The 20,653-nt window shown below is 38.9% G+C and carries 21 protein-coding genes; all 21 read left to right on the top strand.

Annotated elements, in window-relative coordinates; genetic code table 11:
* The first annotated feature begins 34 nt into the window (after positions 1-34).
* The 21 genes from ABGU93_RS04095 to neuB all read left to right on the top strand — a co-directional run bounded on the left by ABGU93_RS04095 (position 35) and on the right by neuB (position 20,649).
* Complete coding sequence (locus tag ABGU93_RS04095; protein WP_347412229.1) at positions 35-796, top strand: flagellar hook-basal body protein; 762 nt, start codon at positions 35-37, stop codon at positions 794-796.
* A 95-nt stretch (positions 797-891) separates the two neighbouring features.
* Positions 892-1,593 carry a flagellar hook-basal body protein gene (locus tag ABGU93_RS04090; RefSeq protein WP_347412228.1) on the top strand — a complete coding sequence of 234 codons (702 nt, stop codon included), beginning with the start codon at positions 892-894 and terminating at the stop codon, positions 1,591-1,593.
* Between the two features lie 57 nt (positions 1,594-1,650).
* Positions 1,651-3,090, top strand: a complete 1,440-nt coding sequence (locus ABGU93_RS04085; protein WP_347412227.1) for a FapA family protein — start codon at positions 1,651-1,653, stop codon at positions 3,088-3,090.
* 39 nt (positions 3,091-3,129) lie between these two features.
* Positions 3,130-3,747: a chemotaxis protein CheC gene (locus ABGU93_RS04080; RefSeq protein WP_347412226.1), complete on the top strand. Its 618-nt coding sequence runs from the start codon at positions 3,130-3,132 to the stop codon at positions 3,745-3,747.
* Complete coding sequence (locus ABGU93_RS04075) at positions 3,744-4,232, top strand: chemotaxis protein CheD (protein WP_347412225.1); 489 nt, start codon at positions 3,744-3,746, stop codon at positions 4,230-4,232. The genes ABGU93_RS04080 and ABGU93_RS04075 overlap by 4 nt, the downstream gene beginning before the upstream one ends.
* A gap of 240 nt (positions 4,233-4,472) precedes the next feature.
* A complete protein-coding gene (locus tag ABGU93_RS04070) occupies positions 4,473-4,976 on the top strand; it encodes a chemotaxis protein CheW (RefSeq protein WP_026395950.1) in 504 nt (167 codons plus the stop codon).
* A 14-nt stretch (positions 4,977-4,990) separates the two neighbouring features.
* Positions 4,991-6,022 carry a chemotaxis response regulator protein-glutamate methylesterase gene (locus tag ABGU93_RS04065; RefSeq protein WP_347412224.1) on the top strand — a complete coding sequence of 344 codons (1,032 nt, stop codon included), beginning with the start codon at positions 4,991-4,993 and terminating at the stop codon, positions 6,020-6,022.
* A 208-nt stretch (positions 6,023-6,230) separates the two neighbouring features.
* Positions 6,231-6,536, top strand: a complete 306-nt coding sequence (locus tag ABGU93_RS04060; RefSeq protein ID WP_347412223.1) for a flagellar biosynthesis anti-sigma factor FlgM — start codon at positions 6,231-6,233, stop codon at positions 6,534-6,536.
* A 34-nt stretch (positions 6,537-6,570) separates the two neighbouring features.
* Positions 6,571-7,068 (top strand): flagellar export chaperone FlgN, encoded by a 498-nt coding sequence (gene flgN / locus ABGU93_RS04055; protein WP_347412222.1) that lies wholly within the window; start codon positions 6,571-6,573, stop codon positions 7,066-7,068.
* 14 nt (positions 7,069-7,082) lie between these two features.
* A complete protein-coding gene (gene flgK, locus ABGU93_RS04050) occupies positions 7,083-8,693 on the top strand; it encodes a flagellar hook-associated protein FlgK (RefSeq protein ID WP_347412221.1) in 1,611 nt (536 codons plus the stop codon).
* A 73-nt stretch (positions 8,694-8,766) separates the two neighbouring features.
* Complete coding sequence (locus ABGU93_RS04045) at positions 8,767-9,801, top strand: hypothetical protein (RefSeq protein WP_347412220.1); 1,035 nt, start codon at positions 8,767-8,769, stop codon at positions 9,799-9,801.
* 28 nt (positions 9,802-9,829) lie between these two features.
* Positions 9,830-10,417, top strand: a complete 588-nt coding sequence (locus ABGU93_RS04040; RefSeq protein ID WP_347412219.1) for a hypothetical protein — start codon at positions 9,830-9,832, stop codon at positions 10,415-10,417.
* A gap of 333 nt (positions 10,418-10,750) precedes the next feature.
* Positions 10,751-11,980 carry a flagellin gene (locus tag ABGU93_RS04035; RefSeq protein ID WP_347412218.1) on the top strand — a complete coding sequence of 410 codons (1,230 nt, stop codon included), beginning with the start codon at positions 10,751-10,753 and terminating at the stop codon, positions 11,978-11,980.
* 195 nt (positions 11,981-12,175) lie between these two features.
* Positions 12,176-12,799, top strand: coding sequence for a hypothetical protein (locus tag ABGU93_RS04030; RefSeq protein WP_347412217.1), 624 nt, complete (start codon positions 12,176-12,178; stop codon positions 12,797-12,799).
* Positions 12,789-14,678 carry a 6-hydroxymethylpterin diphosphokinase MptE-like protein gene (locus ABGU93_RS04025; protein ID WP_347412216.1) on the top strand — a complete coding sequence of 630 codons (1,890 nt, stop codon included), beginning with the start codon at positions 12,789-12,791 and terminating at the stop codon, positions 14,676-14,678. The genes ABGU93_RS04030 and ABGU93_RS04025 overlap by 11 nt, the downstream gene beginning before the upstream one ends.
* A gap of 32 nt (positions 14,679-14,710) precedes the next feature.
* Complete coding sequence (locus ABGU93_RS04020) at positions 14,711-15,478, top strand: cupin domain-containing protein (RefSeq protein ID WP_347412215.1); 768 nt, start codon at positions 14,711-14,713, stop codon at positions 15,476-15,478.
* On the top strand, positions 15,475-16,395 hold the full coding sequence (locus tag ABGU93_RS04015) for a class I SAM-dependent methyltransferase (RefSeq protein ID WP_347412214.1): 921 nt from the start codon (positions 15,475-15,477) through the stop codon (positions 16,393-16,395). Before ABGU93_RS04020 ends, ABGU93_RS04015 begins: the two co-directional genes overlap by 4 nt.
* Positions 16,396-16,441: 46 nt before the next feature.
* Complete coding sequence (gene gmd / locus ABGU93_RS04010; protein ID WP_347412213.1) at positions 16,442-17,494, top strand: GDP-mannose 4,6-dehydratase; 1,053 nt, start codon at positions 16,442-16,444, stop codon at positions 17,492-17,494.
* 36 nt (positions 17,495-17,530) lie between these two features.
* Positions 17,531-18,415: a sugar phosphate isomerase/epimerase gene (locus ABGU93_RS04005; RefSeq protein ID WP_347412212.1), complete on the top strand. Its 885-nt coding sequence runs from the start codon at positions 17,531-17,533 to the stop codon at positions 18,413-18,415.
* Positions 18,408-19,586 carry a DegT/DnrJ/EryC1/StrS family aminotransferase gene (locus ABGU93_RS04000; RefSeq protein ID WP_347412211.1) on the top strand — a complete coding sequence of 393 codons (1,179 nt, stop codon included), beginning with the start codon at positions 18,408-18,410 and terminating at the stop codon, positions 19,584-19,586. The genes ABGU93_RS04005 and ABGU93_RS04000 overlap by 8 nt, the downstream gene beginning before the upstream one ends.
* Positions 19,579-20,649: an N-acetylneuraminate synthase gene (neuB, locus tag ABGU93_RS03995; RefSeq protein WP_347412210.1), complete on the top strand. Its 1,071-nt coding sequence runs from the start codon at positions 19,579-19,581 to the stop codon at positions 20,647-20,649. The genes ABGU93_RS04000 and neuB overlap by 8 nt, the downstream gene beginning before the upstream one ends.
* Positions 20,650-20,653: the final 4 nt, after the last annotated feature.

Here is a 20,653-nt window from a genome sequence, read left to right as displayed (position 1 = left end):
CAAGTCAAGGAATTATTAACAAGGAGGAATTAAAATGGACAGAGGATCATACGCCGCCGCCGCTGGCATGTTGTCAGGACAGAAAGCAATTAATGTCCTGGCTCAGAATGTCGCAAATGTGACCACTGCAGGTTATAAGAGTCAATCCACGGTGCAGTCAACCTTTGCAGAGTATATGGCATCTCGAATGAGCACTGACCCAGCCATCGCCCAGGCTGATATTGGACCCGGTGCATATATTACGGTTAATGCTGAGCAATTTACAGATTTTACCCAGGGTATTTTTGAAACCACCAACCGCAGCGTTGATATGGCCATTCAGGGACAGGGGTTCTATGTCATTCAAAATGCCAATTTTGGACAGGTATTAACCCGTAATGGTCAATTTGAACTGGATCAACAGGGCTTTTTAACCTTGCCGGGAGTTGGTCAGGTACTAAGCAGCACCGGGCAGCCGATCCAATTGGCTGGTAGCGACTTTACCGTCAATCCCAATGGCGCCATCATCCAAAATGGAGCAGAGGTGGCCCGTCTGAATATTTCCACTGTAGCCAATGGCGCTGATCTGACCCAGGTAGGCGAAGGGTATTTTCAAGCCGCCAATGGTTTTCAGGCGGCACCGGCCGGTTCTTTCAGTATTTTGCAGAACACACTGGAAAAATCTAACGTGGATATGTCTGAAGAGATGAGCGACATGATCGCCCGGCAAAACAACTTCACCTCATGCACGCAAATGTTAAAAATATTTGATAAGATTAGTGAAATTGCATCAAACACCATCGGCAGAGTCGGTTAAAAATTTAAATAACCCAGGCAACCCAAAAATGAAAAGTTTCGCAAACCATCACCTTTCTGGCTGCCTGAGAACGAGATAACAGGAGGAGCATTACTATGATTAGAGGATTTTACGCTTCAAAACTCGGCATGATCGCACAACAGAATAGCCTTAATACCATTGCCAACAATGTCGCGAATATTAATACCATTGGCTTTAAACCACAGGTTACCGCATTTTCATCATTGCTGTATGAAAATATTGACGGTGGTGCCGGAACCGAAATCAGTACCGGACACGGAGCCAAGGTTCAAAAAATCGGTATCGATTTTAGCCAGGGATTTCTGAAACCAACCGGGCGAACTCTGGATTGTGCCATTGAAGGACCCGGTTTCTTTGCCGTTCAAAATAAAGAAACCAATACGACCACCTACACCAGGGACGGCGTATTTCATATTAGCGTCGAAGGTGATCAAAATTTTCTGGTTGATGCCAGAGGTAATTATGTCTTAGGAAAGGACAATAACCCGCTTAATATAACGGATGGTTTTAATGCCGATAATTTGGGTGTTTTTTCTTTTTCAAATCCCTATGGACTGACCTTACTTGGCAGCAATCAATATGCCGTATCTGATTTATCGGGACAGCCGGCGGCCGATAACGTCAGTATCGTCAGAGCCGGATATCTGGAATCTTCAGCCACCGATTCAGCGACTGAAATGGTCAAAATGCTGGAAGCCAATAGAGCTTTTTCATTTAATTCCAGAATTGTTCAATCGACAGATGAAATGGAAAAAACAGTCAACCAGCTGAGATAGACATTATTTAAAGGATGCATGTGATTTAGAAATTGTTTATGGAAAAGGGGATGGGTTATGAATGAGGAGATTGCAAAAACAGAAGTGGTAAATTTGATTGAAGTCAGCATCAGCGATGATAAAAAACAGGGCTTCATCAAACTGATAAAACAGGCCGAAGGCAGTACCACTTTTACAAAAGAACAATTAATGGCGGCATTACAAACCGAACAGATTGAATACGGAATCATCGACAGTGCCATCGAAAAATTGGCTCAGCGGCCAATTTTCAATATTCGGATCAAGGTGGCTGAAGCCACTGATCCGATCGACGGAAATGATGCAGTGGTCAAACTGCTGGTAAAGAAAGATGCAGACTACAAACCCGAATACAACGAAGATGAAACCGTGGATTATAAAAATCTCGATTATTTTCAAATGGTAAAAAAGGGTCAGGTTTTATGTGAGATAACCAAAGAAACGATGGGAATTGATGGAACAGACCTCTACGGACAAGTTATTCCTGCTCATAAAGGCCGAAAACCCCAGATTCCCGCCGGAAAAAACACCAGTTTGATTGAAGATGACTCAAAACTCGTGGCTGATTGTGATGGCATTATCAAATTTGTCAATACCATTAATATTGACGAAATGATGCATATTCGGGGGAATATTGATTTTTCCACCGGAAATATTCATTTTCCCGGGGATGTCACAATTGACGGCGATGTGAGTAGCGGTTTTTCGGTTAAAGCGGGGGGCAACCTGATTATTAAAGGCGTTGTTGAAGATGCTAAAATAGAAGCAGTCGGAAATGTGGTCATTGCCAAAGGAATCTACGGCGGAAGTTCCGGCGATGTTATTGTTGGCAAAGATCTGCGCTGCAATTATATTGAAAATGCAATTTTACACGTGGACGGTGATATCACCGTTGACTACATCATTGATGGTAAAATAACCTGTAACGGCAATATTTACCTGTCTGGCGCCAAGGAACTGATCGTCGGCGGCGAAATCCAACTGATGGGCGAACTCGTGGCAAAAGTGATCGGGAATGAACGGGAATACCCTACCATTATTCGCATTCTCGGCGAAAGAATTGTTGATCAGGCTGAAATGGATAGACTTAGAATAAAAGAAGAAGAAACTCGGCAGCAGCTTCAGGAGATCAATGATAAAGAAGCCCAGATCAATGACTTGTTGCTGGCCCAGGAAAAAAAAGATATGCTAAATCGTAATCGCAACAGTGATGCGATGGAACAGATCGTCACTTTAAAAAAGCAAGTCGACAGACAGGCCTTACTTATAAAAAGAGAAATCGCAGAAATCGAAAAAGCTATCACCTATGTAGAAAAGAAGGGGACTACCAGTTACTATGGGTCAGTTTCGGCAAAAAGAAAGCTCTATCGGGGGACCAGAATCTATTTTGGCGAGCTACTGTTTCAATTTGAATTTGACAGTCTGGAACATTGCCGAATTTACTGGGATAATGATGATATCGTCAATGGGATGATGTAATAAATGCGGAAGTAATTTGAATAGAAAGAGGTTAACAATTTGTTCGAGAATTATGATGAACTGAATGAAATGCAAATTGATATGCTCCGGGAGATCGGGAATATCGGAGCCGGTAATGCTGCCACAGCCTTAGCCACCATTCTGGATGAAAAAGTGGATATGAGTGTTCCCAGCGTTCGCATCACCGGTTTTGACGAAGCGGTTGAAAATCTGGGTGGGGCCGAAACCATGACGGTAGCGGTGCTGGTGAATTTCAGTGGTGATGCCCACGGCATGATTATGTTTTTATTAAATGTCGAAGATGCCAAAAGCATTATGGATATTTTAGTTGGCGAGGACGACGGCGAAGAAGAACTGAGCGAAATGAAAATTTCCGGCATCAAAGAAATCGGTAATATCCTGGCATCATCTTATGTCAATGCCATATCGGCATTAACGGGACTGACCATCGAGGTATCGGTTCCCTATGTAGCCATTGATATGGTTGGCGCGCTGATGAGTGTCCCGATCATAGAGTTTGGCGCAATCGGTGACAAATTAATGTTTATTGAAGAAAATTTCCTTGGCGAAACCAATGATTTAAAGAGTAACATGATCATGTTCGCCGAAATCAATACGTTAAAAACAATTATGCAAAAACTAGGGCTGGAAATATGAGTCAATCAATCGTAATTGGAATATCAGATTATAAAATAGCAAAGGGCCCGGAGGTATTAGTCACCTATGCTTTGGGTTCCTGTGTGGGAGTATGCTTATACGACAAGGTTTCTAAAGTAGGCGGATTGTCGCATATTATGCTGCCGGACAGCACTAATTTTTCCAGTAAAGATATTAATCGTAAAAAATTTGCCGACACCGCCATCGTCGATTTAGTTGAAGAAATGAAACAAGCTGGCTGTGGCAATAACCGCATTGTCGCAAAAATCGCCGGAGGAGCTCAGATGTTTGCGGTTCAGCCAGGCAGTAAACTGGGGGCCATCGGTGAACGAAATATCATCTGTGTTAAACAAGTGTTGAGTCAGTTGCGCATTCCCATTTTGGCAGAAGATACCGGTCTCAATTTTGGACGAACCCAATATTTTGATCTGGAAACAGGCATCATGAAGATTCAGTCCCTTAATCGAAGAATTGAGGAATTCTAGATACTAGTTAGTCTCTGGAATTGGGCATCGTCCGATCAGAAACTGTGTCCGTCGCTGAGCATGTATGCCCAGCTTTTTTTGTATTAAAACTGAGTAAGGTTTAAATATCATTAATTAGGGTAAAAAAAGAACAAGAAATTTGTCTAAGAGAAGAATAAATTAGGGTATACCTTTTTAGACGTTTCAAGTATAATGGTTACAACGATAACTTTAAAAAATTATTTAAAGAGGAGATTTATAATGGCAGAGAATGTTGTAGATAATTACAATCTAGAAGAAGATACCCAGCACGGTAGATTTCTAACCTTTTCCTTAGAGGATGAAGTATTTGGCATTGAAATAAAATATGTAACAGAAATTATCGGCATGCAATCAATTACCAAAGTCCCGGAAGTACCAACCTACATTAAAGGGATTATCAATCTGCGCGGAAAAATTATCCCTGTTCTTGACGTCAGACTGCAGTTTGGCAAAGAACCAGTTGATTATAACGATCGTACCTGTATCGTCGTTATTGACATTGAAGCAGTTTCTGTCGGGCTGATCGTTGATAATGTGGAAGAAGTGCTGACCATCGACGATGAAGAAATTGCGCCACCGCCATCAAATAAAACCGGCTTTGAAAATCGCTTTATGAAAGGGATCGGAAAAGCGGGCGGAAAGGTTCAATTATTATTGGACTGTGAACGGTTATTAAAAAATGAAGAAATTGAAGTGATCGAAGAATTGCTCGAAGAAAAATAGCAGGAGGATCCGTGATGAGGCTTAAGCAAAGAATTAAGGTGCTGATCGTAGACGATTCCCTAGTCTTTCGAGAGTCTTTATCGAGAGAAATATCGAAAGATCCCGACATTGAAGTTGTGGGGACCGCAACAGATCCTTATATGGCCAGAGATTTGATTATCAAATTGAAGCCCGACGTCTTAACCCTGGACGTTGAAATGCCAAAAATGAATGGCATCGAATTTTTAAAAAAACTGATGCCCCAATACCCCTTGCCGGTTATTGTGGTCAGCTCGGTTTCCCAGAATGTTCTGGATGCTTTGGATGCCGGCGCCGTGGAATTTGTTACCAAGCCCAATGTTACCCGACCGGGTGGAATGGCTTCCTTTGTTAATGAGCTGATTATTAAAATAAAGATTGCCTCCACCGCCAAAGTAGGCAATCGCAAAAGCGATTATACGCCCAGCCGACCGGTATCCAATCAGGGCATCGACACGATGAGCAAGATCATTGCCATCGGTGCCTCCACCGGCGGAACCGATGCCATCCACACGGTAATCTCCGGTTTGCCCCGGGATATGCCGCCGATTGTCGTTGTTCAGCATATGCCGCCGGTGTTTACCAAGCTTTATGCTGAGCGGCTCAATAATACCTGCGAGCTGGAAGTCAAAGAAGCCGCAGATGGCGACGCTTTAAGACCGGGCCGGGTTCTGATCGCCCCGGGAAATTACCAGATGCGGGTGGCCAAGCGGGGCACCGGTTATGTTGTCAGATGTACCCAGGAAGAAAAGGTCAGCGGTCATTGTCCGTCGGTTGATGTTCTTTTTGATTCAGTAGCCGATGTGGCCGGTAAACAATCCATTGGCGTCATCCTTACGGGCATGGGGCGAGACGGTGCCAATGGCCTGCTGAAGATGAAAAAAACCGGCGCCTATACGATCGGCCAGGATGAGAAATCCTGTGTCGTCTATGGTATGCCGATGGTTGCCTTCAACATCGGCGCCGTTGAAAAACAATTACCCCTGGACCGCATCGCCGACGAAATCATCCGCTTCTTATCAAAATAACATATTTTTTCACTAAATAGTCCAGACATCATCCACCGCCAATGATGCCTGGACTATTTGCTTATAAACTCATTCTAACCGATATTATTTTCTATCTTTTGCTAAAGTTTTCTTTTATAATGACGATATGTATATCAAGAGATAAAACTATCTTAATTGTGCTTAAAATAATCATAAAAAAATAGAAATCCCAATAGGAGGTTTAGTCATGAAAATTTCATTAGGCAATAATCCCGCCGTCCAATCTAAGATCGGCCAGGACACCGCAACAGAATCAACCCGTCGCGTAAATACTGAGAATCAAAAAAATGCAATCACTAAAACTGACAGTAGCACGATCTCAAGCGGGCGTACCCCATCCTTTGAAGACAGCCGGGTAGCTACCGCCAAATCAGCCATTCTTTACGATGTAACCGTCAAAGAATCAGACCGTTTAAGTGAGTTAAAAGAAGCTGTCAAGAACGGAACCTATCATGTGCCTACCGAGGCTCTGGTTGATGCGCTCCTAAAATAGCGATAAAAATCGAAAAATCTCGAGGAGGTTTAATATGCTTGAAACAAATGAATATAAAGAAACGTTAGATAGTTTTTACAACTATCTTTTCGGGGTTATTAAGCTTCATCGTGATACCATACCCAAATTGAAAGATGAGCTGATGTTCATTCAAAGCAACAGTATTGATGAATTAAGTGATAACCTTAACCATCAACAGATCTTTCTTTACCAGATCAAGAGCTTTGATCAGGACGTCGCAACATATATGGAAAAATTGAACGTCAGCGGTAAAAACATCAGCGAAGTGATTAGCCAGTTTCCGGAAAGTGAACGGCCCCGATTTGCAGAACTGCTGGCCCAGTTTAAAGAAACCGCCAAAGAAATTGAATTCTATAAAGATAAATGTCAGACGCTTCTCCAAACAAAACTGCACATGGTCAATAAAAATATAGCTCAATTTAAAGCCAAACAGGATAAAATGACCTATGGCGAAGATGGAAAAGAAGAGGGAAAAGTGAATATTCCCAGCGCCTTTGAAAAGAAAGTTTAAAAGGAGAAAATAAGATGACTGCAACATTCGTATCATATAATATAGCAAGTAGATCCATGGAGGCCAGTCAGGCAAGTATCAATATCGTCGGTAATAATATTTCCAATGTTAATACTGAAGGTTATACCCGGCAACGGGTGGATATTGTCTCAGTAACAAACAGCGGCATGGTTCAAAAATATGCAAATCCACAAATATCTTCCGGTCTGGGGGCGAAGGCTACTGGTACAACCCAGTTGCGAGACCCTTACATTGATGCCCGGTATCGTAACCAGAATTCAGAAAACAATCGCTACGAAACGATGGTCAAGGGACTCACCAATCTGGAAGACGTATTTGACGAAGCTTCAGCAGAGGCACTTCAGGGAGAATTTTCCAGCTTTATCAATGATCTCCAGAGTTTGTCTCAGACACCAACCAGTTCTGATATAGCCCAGGTAGTTCGTTCAGCGGCTGAAAAAGTTACCCAGATGATGAACATGTATGCCAATCAGTTGGATGAGATTCGCACCGAACAGACCGAAAACTTAGATGTAACGGTCAAAAGCGAATTTAACACTTTTGTCAAAAATATCGCCGCATTAAACGAACAAATACAAAGAGAAGAAATTTATGGCAATACACCCAATGAACTGTACGATCAGCGTAATCTTCTCATTGATCAGTTAGCCGGTGTTTCAAATATCAAAGTGAGCACAGCACCTACCGATTTTATATCAGAAAACCTTTCAATTGCTCATTATCGCATCACTATAGAAAACCCTGATGGTGGCGAACCGATTATGGTTGTGGACAATGGTAAATATGCAGAAATGAGTCTTGATGCAGAAACAGACCCTCTTAATGTCAAACTCTCAGTGATAGATACGACAGGGAACCTGAGAGACGACGCCAACAATCTGATTTATGACGGCAAGCTTCAGGGTTATTTAAGTTTAATCAACGGAAAAGGCAGTTTTGCTGATGCAACCCTAAAAGAAAATGATGCCAAGGGAATTTATTACTACAATGAAAAGATGAATATTCTGGCTAAACAGTTTGCCGAAGAATTCAATCAGCTAAATAGTGAGATTAATGTAAGTGATGGACTTGGTGGCTATGAACTGAATGACTATGCGACTAATCCTTTAAATCTTTTTACCGATGATTCCGGAACAACGACGGTTAATATCACAGCCAGAAATATCCAGGTTTCAACAGCCTGGTTAAAAAATCCATCCTATATCAATGCGACTAGAAAACCAACAATAGATCCCGCACCGACTGACTATGAGGCGACGCCATCAAGCTCGGACAACATCCTCAGAATGATTGAAAGAATGAGTGAAGAAATTGAGTTTAAAGACAACTCAGGCACTACAATTCTCAATGGGACCTTTAACGAATATATGACCAGTGTGGTCAGTGAAGTGGGAACCGATGTGGAGCTGTATACCAATTTTTCTAAAACAGCCACCAATGTGTTCCAGACGATCTCGGATTCCAGAGATTCCGTTTCAGGTGTTTCCTTAAATGAAGAAGGGATCAATTTATCAGCCTATCAGAAGGTTTACGGTGCTGCCGTCCGATATTTCAACGTGTTGGATGAAAATCTGGATACCATTATTAATAAAATGGGCGTTTAAATGATTAAATTAGGATGCTCCATCATAAATAACGGAATTAATAAGAGATAGCAGACAGAAAGGAAGTGAAAAAATGAGAATTACCTATCGTATGATGACTTCAAAATATTCGACAAATTTAAATAGCTTATCATCAGATCTGGACAAACTGAATACCCAGGTAGCCACCGGCCGAAAATACGCCAGGACTTCTGAAGATGTTTCTTCGGCGGTCAGAGGCTATCAGATCCGTAGAAATTTAGCAAAGGTAGATGGTTATCAGGATAATATTCGTCATGCCCAGGATTTTTTAACCAATTCGGAAACGACGCTGGGCCAAATTGAAGCATCGCTTTCAGAAGTATCGGATAAGGTATTACAGGGAATGAATAGTACCCAAAGTGATGAAGATCGAAAAATCATTGCCCGGGAACTGAGAACCATTCAGGATCAATTGCTGGAAACCATGAATACCAGTATATCAGACGTTTATCTTTTTGGAGGCACCAATGATAAAAAACCGTTTTCGCTGGATGCGACGTCCGGTAAGCTGATGTATAATGGGATTTTGGTCGATAATTTAGATGAAACGACCCCTGCAAATAAAGAATTGTTAGATGGCATGAAAAGTGACGCCCTTTATGTTGATATTGGTTTAGGTGTAACCTTTGATGAGACAACGGGAGATGTTAACCGCAATTCCGTCTTTAATTATTCGATACCCGGCATAAACTTTGTCGGGAATGGTACAGATTCCTCAGTCATTGTGGGTGAGAATGTGTCTAACAATCTTTACGACCTGATCGGTCGGATTGCAGACGAATTTGAAAAGACCGGCACCGATTATTCTTATGATAAGGCTGACAGCCTTTATGGGATGTATCAGACCAATATGCAAAAAACATATCAGTCGACAACCCAGATTGGGGCTCAAACCAATTATCTGAAATTCATGACCAGCCGGTATGAAACCCAGACTTATAATCTTCAGGAACGACAAACTCAAGTTGAAGGCGTCGATGCGGCCTATACCTATATCTCCTTCCAGAGTCAGAAAGTTGCCTATCAGGCGGCTCTACAAATGGGACAAAGTGTCGTACAGCAGTCTGTATTTGATTATATGTCTTAAGTTCTGAGAATGCAGAAAGGAGAATAAGATGGATCAGTTAATCACCATTGAAACGGTGCCCATAAAAATTGAATTCGTGGAGAAGAATCCCTTAGCTTTATCTTCGGTTCAGCCAACTGAAATGGAAGTCAAGCAAGAATCCGGTCAACAGCAAATTCAAAGCAAACCCATTCGCATCGCTCTTCAGGATTATTATGAGCCAAGTATGTCTTATCAATGGGAGAACTCAACCTATACGGCAACATCTCAATTTGATGACAGTGGCAATCTGAAACTGGACATTAGTATGGCAGATGGAGAAGCAAAAGCCATCCGCTTTAAACAGGCGAACCGGAGTATTGAATCGATGACGAGCCACGTTAACAGCGGCAGTATGCAGATCAGTATTCCACTGACCCAGTTGTCCAGTGGGATGCCGGAAGTCAATAATTTTAACACTGAGTTTTTACCGCCAGATCTGGAACTGGTGGTGACCCAGCGGGCCGATGTGGTCATTAAATATGTGGGTGGGCCGATTTATGTGCCGCCAAGCTCGGATCCCAATTACAAACCGCCACTTGGTTTTGAACCGCAGGTCAACAGTGGCAGTGGTTTAAATTTGGATCAAAAAGTATGATGAGTAAAAAACATAGACGTACATTATTAATGCGTTTATGTTTTTTTTAGTTGATAAAAACCATAAAAAAATAATTCAAAAAAGTCTAAAGTATTATGAATATAGACCGATATTAATATCAAGCAAATAAAACTACCGTTATTAATTCACTTAATACGATATTAAAAAAGAACAGAATAATTATAAAAAAGTTCTAAAGTATTATCAACCTAAGTCGATATTAATAACAAGAGCGAAAGAGCTTAATAATTTGGCGGACCTTGCGTACGGAGGAAGGCCTTACAAATTAAAGAGAATAATTAAAAAAAACTAAAAAAAACGGAGGAAACAACAATGAGAATCAACCATAATATTGCAGCGTTAAATACCTACAATAAGTTAACCGCGAACAATGCCGCTACTTCTTCTTCACTGCAGAAACTATCTTCAGGGTTAAAGATCAATAAAGCTGGTGATGATGCCGCAGGTCTGGCAATTTCAGAAAAAATGCGTGGACAAATCAGAGGTCTGGATCAGGCTTCAGCCAATGCCAGTGACGGGATTTCCCTGGTAAATACCGCCGAAGGTGCTTTAAATGAGACCCACTCTATTCTTCAGAGAATGAGAGAATTGGCCGTTCAATCTTCAAATGATACCAACACTGATGCAGATCGTGCTGAAATTCAAAAAGAAGTTGAACAATTATCAGATGAGATTGATCGAATTGCTGATACAACACAATTCAATACCAAAAACTTATTAGATGGTTCTATGGGGATTGGCACAACAGCACGAGCAAACATCAATGGCAATACAGCGTTAGCTACTGCGACTAATGGCGCTACTACTTTGACAGGCTTAACAGATTCACAAGGAAACTCGCTGGGGATTACTTCAGGTGATAAAATTACTGTAGAATATATGGTTAATGGAGAGTTAACCAGTACGGGTATAGCTTCAGTAACTGGTGGTCATGATTTAAGTGGTCTGCTTACTACTATTGCTGGGGTTTCAGTAACAGGTACAGCGACTTCGGGTGTTTCTGTATTAACTACTGCTTCTGGTTTTTCTAGTGCCGTTCATGGTATTACGATTACAGTTACAGATGCAGATGGTAATACACGATCTTCTGCAACTAACCTATTATCCAGTTTTACTGAAACACAAAGTGCACAAGAAAATCGCGCTGATGGTCAAGCGACTTTCCATATTGGTTCTAATACAAACCAGAATATGAAAGTATCGATTGAGAATATGAGTTCAGAAGCACTCGGTGTTACTGATATTCAGGTAGGTAATCAGGGACAGGCTAATGTTGCCATTACCGTTCTTGATGAAGCTATTTCAAAAGTTTCAGCAGAGCGTTCTAAATTAGGAGCTGTTCAAAATCGTCTGGATCATACCATTAATAACTTAGGTACATCTTCTGAAAACCTGACATCTGCAGAATCCCGAATCCGTGATGTAGATATGGCTGCAGAAATGATGGAATTCACAAAGAACAATATTCTATCACAAGCTGCACAGTCAATGCTTGCACAAGCAAATCAACAACCTCAGGGCGTACTTCAATTATTACAATAATAAGAAAACTAAAAACCACCTTCGGGTGGTTTTTTAAGTTGCAGAGATACTATAAAGAGAACAGTCTGTTCTATTAAAACTGATAAAAAATGCTAAAATATGAACCATTCAAATAATATTTGTAGTATAATAGTAATAAAATAATCTGCCTACTGATATAAGAATAGATATCCAAAACGTGCGAAGGTGATAATGATGCAAGTAAAGATTTTAACCGAAGTTCTGACATTTCAAAATGATAAAAAGATAATTAGTACGATTTATGACGAAATTAATCGTATTTGTCTCGAAAAAAACCTTGAAATCTCACACCTCATAATTGATGGTGAGATGATTGATAAAGACTATCAACTCTTTTTTCAAGAACATATACAAACTATTGATGAAGTGATCGTCGTGGTTGCAAGTCTAGAAATGCTTGTTACCGAGACAATAGGTTCAGCATACGAATATGTGAGCAGCAATTTAAAGGGAATCGAAACCTTAGCAGAATCATTTTACGGGAAAACTGATTCACAAGCATGGAAACAATTGGCGAATCTATTTGAAGGAATTGAGTGGCTATTAAATATTCAGGTAAGAATAGATCAAATCAAAAATTTAAGTCAACTGATAAAAGATTATTTAGTTTGGAACGAAGTGGTGTTGTTGCTTTTTCAACTAAAAGATCAAATATTGACTATGAATGAAGCGATGCAGAATAGCGACTTAGTTTTGATTGGAGATCTGTTGAAGTATGAAATCTTACCACTATTTAAAAATCTTGAGATAAAGTTGCGTTTATTAGTTTCCATCGGAGAAAAAGACTATGTTAGCTGAGAATATAAAATACTTAAAAAAAAATTATTTAACTTTGTTTGAAACTCTGAAAAAGTGGGAGAGAACTACAAATAGTTCTCAAAAGGTGACAGTAGAAACGACGAAGTCAAATGCATTGACTATAAAATTTATGGATAATAATAATGGATTATATTTGCATAGCAAATATAATCCGATACAAGAAGCGAAAACGATCATTGATCAGATTGAAACAACAGAAAAGATTGACGAAAACGTCTATGTGATTTTTTATGGATTAGGATTAGGTTACCATGTTGATGAATTTGTACAGCGTTATCCGAATACTGTATTTTCTATATACGAGCCTTCAATCGAGGTATTAGATCTTTTTTTTAAGAACAAAGATGTGATTAAAAAGTGGTCAAAGCTTGATCTTTTAGAGTGTTCTCAGGAAAATGATACATATGATGCGATCATTATTCGTTCAATTCTTGACTATAAAAAGAATTTAGTGATCATACCGTTGCCAGTTTATGAAAAAATATTTCATAGTGAATATCAGAATTTTCTAAAGTACTTTCAAGAAAAAGTTATGGAAAATCGAACGGGTATTGCAACAACGTATTCTCATAAAAAGCGTTGGATTTTCAATGGTGTAAAAAATCTAAAAAAAATTCTTGAGACACCAAACATTACAATGAATCAATACAGCGAATTTAAAAACAAAACTGCAATTCTTGTAGCGGCTGGTCCATCGCTAAATTTTGAAATCGAAAACTTGAAAGTTATCAAAGAAGAAAAAGATGCATTAATTTTTTCGGTCGGTTCTGCTATAAACACACTAATTAAAAATGAATTATACCCTGACGTGATCTGTACCTTTGATCCAAGTGTGAAAAACCAGCAAGTTTTTAGAAAGCTTAACGAGAAATGTATCAAAGATATACCAATGATTTTTGGTTCCAGTATCGGCTATGAAGTATTAGAACAATACCTTGGTCCAATGTATCATATTATCATTAATAGGGATTTAATTAGTCAATATTTGCTCAAATATCAAAATAAGGAGCCGTTAAAAGTTCTAAAGGATGCCCCAACAATTGCAACCTTGACAATTGAGCTCTTAAACGTGCTCGGATTTACGACAATTATATTGGTAGGTCAAAACCTTGCTTTCTTAGAAAAAGAAAATTATGCTGATGGCATTGACTACCATGCAAAGCAGAACGAACTAGATGATCAACTGCTCTTAGAAATTAAAGATGTCAATGGTAAACCGATTAAAACCACCAGGGGCTATTATTCAATGAAAAAGACAATGGAAATGTACATTGATTATTTTGATGCAAAAGTGGTGAATACGACCAAGGGTGGTGCGCATATCGAAGGTACGATTTATCGACCACTTGAAGAAGTGTTACCGGAGTTATTGGATAAAGGTAAAAACGAAGAAAATTACATTTCCTCAATAATACGAAAAGAACAGTGCTACGATTTACATTATATGCATCAACAAATTAATAAAATTCTTAAAAGTTATGAACAATATTATTCCTTACTAAAAAGACTTGAGCAACACATAGAAAAACTTACGAAACTAGTTATAAACAAAAATATCAGTCAGGCAAGTCTTATGCATAAGAAATTAGATGCCTACTTTAATGACCTTGAAAATCATTTGTTTTTTATGTTAGTAGCAAAACCAATGAATATCAGTGAGTTTTTGATTTTAACAAGAGAAATCAAGTTGATTCTTGATGAAAAAAGTACAATAAAGAAACTTGATGTACTTTTACCAAAAATGAGAAACTTTATTCGCATACTTTTTGAAGATAAAAAGATAAATGATGAGATTATAAAAGAGCTAATTGAGATAGAACAGATATGCTTGTGTGAACAAAACAATTCACTAACTTAAATTTGACTTACTGAAGGAGAAGTGACTTAAAAATGAGTTTAAGAGATTATGTATTGCGCGAGAATGAAAGTATTTTAAAGGCATTAGAAAAAATTGATCAGAATAAAAAGGGTTTTTTGATAATTGTCGATCATACATATCGAGTTATTGGAACTTTGACAGATGGCGACTTGCGAAGATCTTTTATAAAAGAAATGAGAATTACTGATTCTATTAGTACAATTTATAATAAAAAATTTGAAACTTTATCTATTTATGATCAGTTCAATTGGGCAATACAGTTATTTAAAAATCCAAAGATAGAGTTTCTTCCGATCACTGATAATTCCGGTAAGTTGGTTAATTTAATAACAAAAAAAAATTTGCACGTCTTACTTTTAAGCGACATTGAGTTTGACTGGTTATATCCATTTGTCGAGTTGGATGATTTTATACTTGAACATGAAATTTATGATCGTCCCTGGGGGTTTTACAAGACGACTTTTTTAAATTCATATTCCCAGTCGAAAATTCTAAATGTGCGACCGTCGCAAGAACTAAGTCTCCAGGAACATCAAAAGCGTGAAGAATATTGGATAGTTATTAGTGGTATTGGTGAGGTAGTAATTGGGACATCAAAGAAAAAAATTGAAGCGGGCAGTTTTATTTTTGTGCCAAAAGGTTGCAAGCACAAACTGAAGAACATTTCAAAAGAGCAGGCACTTATGGTAGCGGAAGTTCAATTGGGCGAGTACTTTGGTGAAGATGATATCGTTCGTTACGATAGTGTTTATTCTGAAAAGGAAGATTGTGAACGATGAATTTTAAATGCGTGAATTGTGGAAGTAATGGATATTTTGAGGTTGCGAAAAAGTGTCGTGACTCAGAAGAATTCAAGATCCTGAGATGTAAAAAATGCAATTTGGTGCAATTAGATCATATGCCCGAAATATTAGACGATCAGAATTTTTATGATGCTGATCAACAAGTGAAAAATTGCATCTCGGACCTAACTTTGCAACAGATGAAAACAAATGCCAAAGAAGATAATCACAGAAGATATGAAATGATAAAACCGCATTGTAGTGCTGAAATGAAATTACTAGAAATAGGCTGTGGTTATGGATTTTTTCTTGAACTACTCCAGGCTGAAGGGATCTATGCTGAAGGGATAGAAATTGGCGAAGAAAGAAGAAGGATTGCTAACAAGCGGTGTAACAATCGCGTACAAGCAATTAATTTGTTAGCTGATAAAACGCTTGAGCATCGTGATAAGTTTGATATCGTATGCCTGTTTCAAGTATTGGAACATATTTCAAATCCGGTTATATTTTTAAAAAATATTAATCGCCTATTTTTGAAAGATTCAAGCTTAGTGTTCATCGAAATACCAAATGCTGATGATCAGATGCTAAATCAGTCAAGAGGTTACTTCGATTTCTATTGGCAACGAGCCCATCTTATGTACTATAATAAACAAACAGTGAAAATGATATTAGAAAAGGCCGGTTATTACATCGAGGATATTTTTGGGATTCAGCGTTATGGGCTTGAGAATAGCTTTAATTGGATAATTAATCAGGTACCACAGCTAAAAAAACCAGCCTATCATTCAAGTGGTGGAATAAAATGGCTGGAAAAATACTATAAAGACACCATTGAAGAGAATTTGACTGCTGATACATTGATTATTATTGCAAGAAAAGATTCAAGCGGCCAGTTGGGCTTAGATCGATGATATAGCGCTTAGACATGTTAGAGAATCTTGATTGGAAGGGGAAATAATGGGTAAAACAGCTTTTATTACGGGAATAACAGGACAGGATGGCGCTTATTTAAGTGAGTTACTTTTAAACAAAGGTTACACAGTTCATGGGCTTAAACGGAGAGCTTCGTTACAAAATACTGGGCGAATTGATCATCTGACTAGTCAGGTCAACGAAAACACACAACTGTTTTTGCATGATGGTGATTTAACCGATGCCACCAATTTAATCCGGCTTATTGCTGAAATAAAGCCGGATGAAATATATAACCTGGGTGCTCAAAGCCATGTGAAAGTGTCCTTTGATGTTCCTTTATATACGGCTGATACTGATGCCATCGGGGTGTTGCGGATTCTGGAAGCCCTTAGAATTTTGGGTTTGGAAAAGAAAACAAAATTCTATCAGGCTTCAACCAGTGAATTGTATGGTAAGATTCAGGAAATTCCCCAGAATGAGAAAACACCGTTTTATCCACGTAGTCCCTATGCAGCGGCAAAGCTATACGCTTATTGGGTGACGGTTAACTATCGTGAAGCGTATGATTTATTTGCCTGTAATGGCATCTTATTTAATCATGAATCACCAATTCGTGGGGAAGAATTTGTAACAAGAAAAATTACAATGGCTGCAGCAAGAATCAAACTTGGTTTACAAGAACGGCTTTACTTAGGAAATATTGATTCAAAAAGAGATTGGGGACATGCCAGAGACTATGTCAAGGCGATGTGGTTGATGCTTCAACAAGAGCAGCCTGACGACTATGTCATTGCGACCGGGGAAACACATTCGGTTCGTGAATTTGTCGAAGTGACCTTTAAAAAGTTAGATATCAGGATAAAGTGGTGTGGTAGTGGTATTGATGAAAAAGGTATTGATGAAGAAACCGGACGAGTTGTAGTTGAGATTGATGAAAAATTCTATCGACCAACTGAAGTGGACCTGTTATTAGGTGATCCACAGAAAGCTAAAACTCATTTGAATTGGCAACCGGAAATTAAATTTGAAGAATTGGTTGCTGAAATGGTGGAAGCAGATTTTAAGATAGCCCTTAAAAAGAAAAATCAAGATTAATTGCTAACTTAGTGTGATGATTGAAATGAGAGAAAAATGATTGAAAAAATATTTATTTCAACTGGATCCTTCGGGAAGATAGACGTTGATGAACTGCTAAGAACAACTCTTAATAATGGGTTGACTAATATTGAATTGAGCTCAGGTGCTTTCTATCACGAGAAAATGAAAAAAGATTTGTTGCAGGCAAAAAATTCAGAAACACATCGTTTTTTGGTTCACAATTATTTTCCGGTACCAGAGAAACCGTTTGTTCTAAACTTGGCCTCTGAAAATAAGGATATATTAAGTCTCAGTCGCAAGCACTGCCAAGCGGCAATGCAGCTGACAGCGGAATTAGGAGTAGAATTTTACAGTGTTCATGCTGGTTTTTGTTTTCATGCACAGCCTGAAGATTTAGGCAAAAATCAAAGGAAATTGGAGCGTTTTCCCAAAGCGATTGGGTACAATATCTTTCTGGAAAGCCTTTATATGTTAAGTAAAATAGGCAAAGAATACGGCCTTAAAATTGCCGTAGAGAATAATGTAGTAACAATGGATAATCGTAATAGTGACAATAATAATGAGAATGATCTTTATTTATGTGCGACAGGGGAAGATCTCCAATCATTAATGGCGGATCTCGATGATCAAAGCATTAAGCTGTTAATTGATTTAGGGCATTTAAGTGTTACCGCGAACTCAATGGGGTTTGATCCGATTGGCTTTATAGAAATGGTTGCAGCAGATGTTATCGCCTTTCATATCAGTGATAACGATGGTTTGAACGATCGGAATTTGCCAGTAACAGAAACATCCTGGTTCTGGCCCAGTTTAAAACAATTTAGCAATAATGCATATTTTATTTTAGAAGCATATAATTTAACGACAGAAACGATCAAACAGCAATGTCAGTTAATTGGAGCGGGTATTTATGAATAAAAATAAATCTGAATTTAATAAAGAAGAGATAGATGCCGATTTTGAAAAGCTCAATGCACCAATTTCGATGCCGGATTTAGCTGGTAACGAGGTAAAATATATTACTGATTGCGTTAATTCGGGTTGGATATCGTCCCAGGGAAAATATGTAAAAAAATTTGAAAAAGACTTCTCTGCCTATACGCAAAGCAAGTTTGGGATTGCGGTCATGAATGGAACCGTGGCACTGCATTTAGCATTGCTGGCTCTAGGTATCGGGGAAGATGATGAGGTGATCCTACCGGATCTGACCTTTGCGGCGACAATAAATGCAGTCTTATATGTAGGTGCGAAACCTGTTATCGTTGATGTGGGCATAGATGACTGGTGCATTTCTCCGGTCGCTATTGAAAAGGCAATTACAACAAAAACAAAAGCAATTATACCGGTTCATCTTTATGGCCAAGTATGTAACATGGACATTATCATGGAGTTGGCCAGGGAGTATCATTTAAAAGTGATAGAAGACTGTGCTGAAGCTCATGGTGCTGAATTTAATGGCCAAAAGGTCGGAACGTTTGGTGATATTGGCTGTTTTTCTTTTTTTGCAAACAAAATAATCACCACCGGAGAAGGAGGAATGTGCGTCACCAATTCGGAGTCTCTTGCGGAGGAGTTAAGCGTTTTAAGAGATCATGGAATGTCCAAGACAAGACGATACTGGCATGAAAAAGTTGGTTATAATTATCGTCTGACAAATTTACAGGCGGCAATTGGCTGTGCACAATTAGAGAACATTAGCTCAATTCTAAAAAAACGTGATGAAATTGAGAACCTATACATTGATGGTTTACAAGACATTAAAGAGATTTTTTTTCAAAGCAAATTTGAAAAGAGAAAAAAGGTCACTTGGCTTACTAGTGTTTTGCTGAGTCCTGTAGTTAATCGCGAAGTATTTATAAAAAAAATGAGTGCAGTTGGAATTGATATTCGGCCGTTTTTTTATCCGTTATCGACAATGCCGATCTATTCACAGTTTAGTAATGAACAAGGAAGTCCGGTTGCTTTGGAGCTCAGTCAACGTGGGATAAATCTACCAACGATGACTTGCAAAAATAGCGATTTCTATGCTACCGTTATTTCACAGATTAGAGCATTCTTTTGTCAAACAATGGAGGGGAATGATGAGTAAGGTTTTTATAATTGCTGAAGCGGGTGTTAATCACAATGGTTCAATCGGGTATGCTAAAAAACTGATCGATGTAGCTGTTGCAGCAGGGGCAGACGCAGTAAAATTCCAAACCTTTAAAACCGATAAACTTGTTTCTAGGGATGCTCCCAAAGCCGATTATCAATTAAAGGCTACTGACAATACTGAAACACAGTATGAAATGCTAAAAAAGCTTGAGTTGGATGAACGTGCACACGAAGAGATTGTATTATATTGTAAACAGAAAAATATTCAATTTATTTCCACACCTTTTGATATGGAGAGCGTTGACTATTTAAATGATGAGCTTAATATACCCCTATTTAAAATACCATCAGCGGAAATAACAAATGGTCCGTTTTTACTAAAGATTGCAAGAAAAGAGAAACCAATTATTCTATCCACGGGGATGAGTACCTTAGGTGAAATTGAAATGGCATTAGGCGTCTTGGCCTTTGGTTATCTTAATTTAGAGTCGACACCTTCCTTTGAAGCATTTCAGAGTGCCTATTTATCGGAAAAAGGACAGGCAGTATTAAAACGTAAGGTAACTTTGCTACATTGTACAACTGAGTATCCGGCACCACTTTTGGAAGTAAACCTGAATAATATAAAAACGCTAAAACGTGCGTTTGGTCTTAAAACCGGTTATTCGGACCATACCATGGGGATCGCGATACCAATTGCGACGGCAGCTATGGGGGTGAGTGTGATCGAAAAGCATTTTACCCTGGATAAAACGTTGCCAGGTCCAGATCATAAGGCGTCATTGGAACCGGATGAGCTGGTTCAGATGGTAGAAGCAATTCGTGAAGTGGAAAAAGCAATGGGAACTTTTGTTAAAGGCCCTACCTTTTCCGAAGTTAAGAATAAAAAAATAGCAAGAAAGAGCCTAGTTACCGCTAAAAGTATTGAAGCTGGGGATGTATTCACAGCAGAAAATTTAACCTTCAAACGGCCGGGTGATGGGATTGAACCAATGTTTTATTGGGATTATTTAGGCAGAAAGGCAGATAAAAATTATCAGAATGATGAGAAAATATAGGGGA

It is taken from the genome of Acetobacterium sp. (genome assembly GCF_039830195.1).
GTDB lineage: Bacteria > Bacillota > Clostridia > Eubacteriales > Eubacteriaceae > Acetobacterium.
This window is presented reverse-complemented; position numbering and strand designations above follow the sequence as displayed.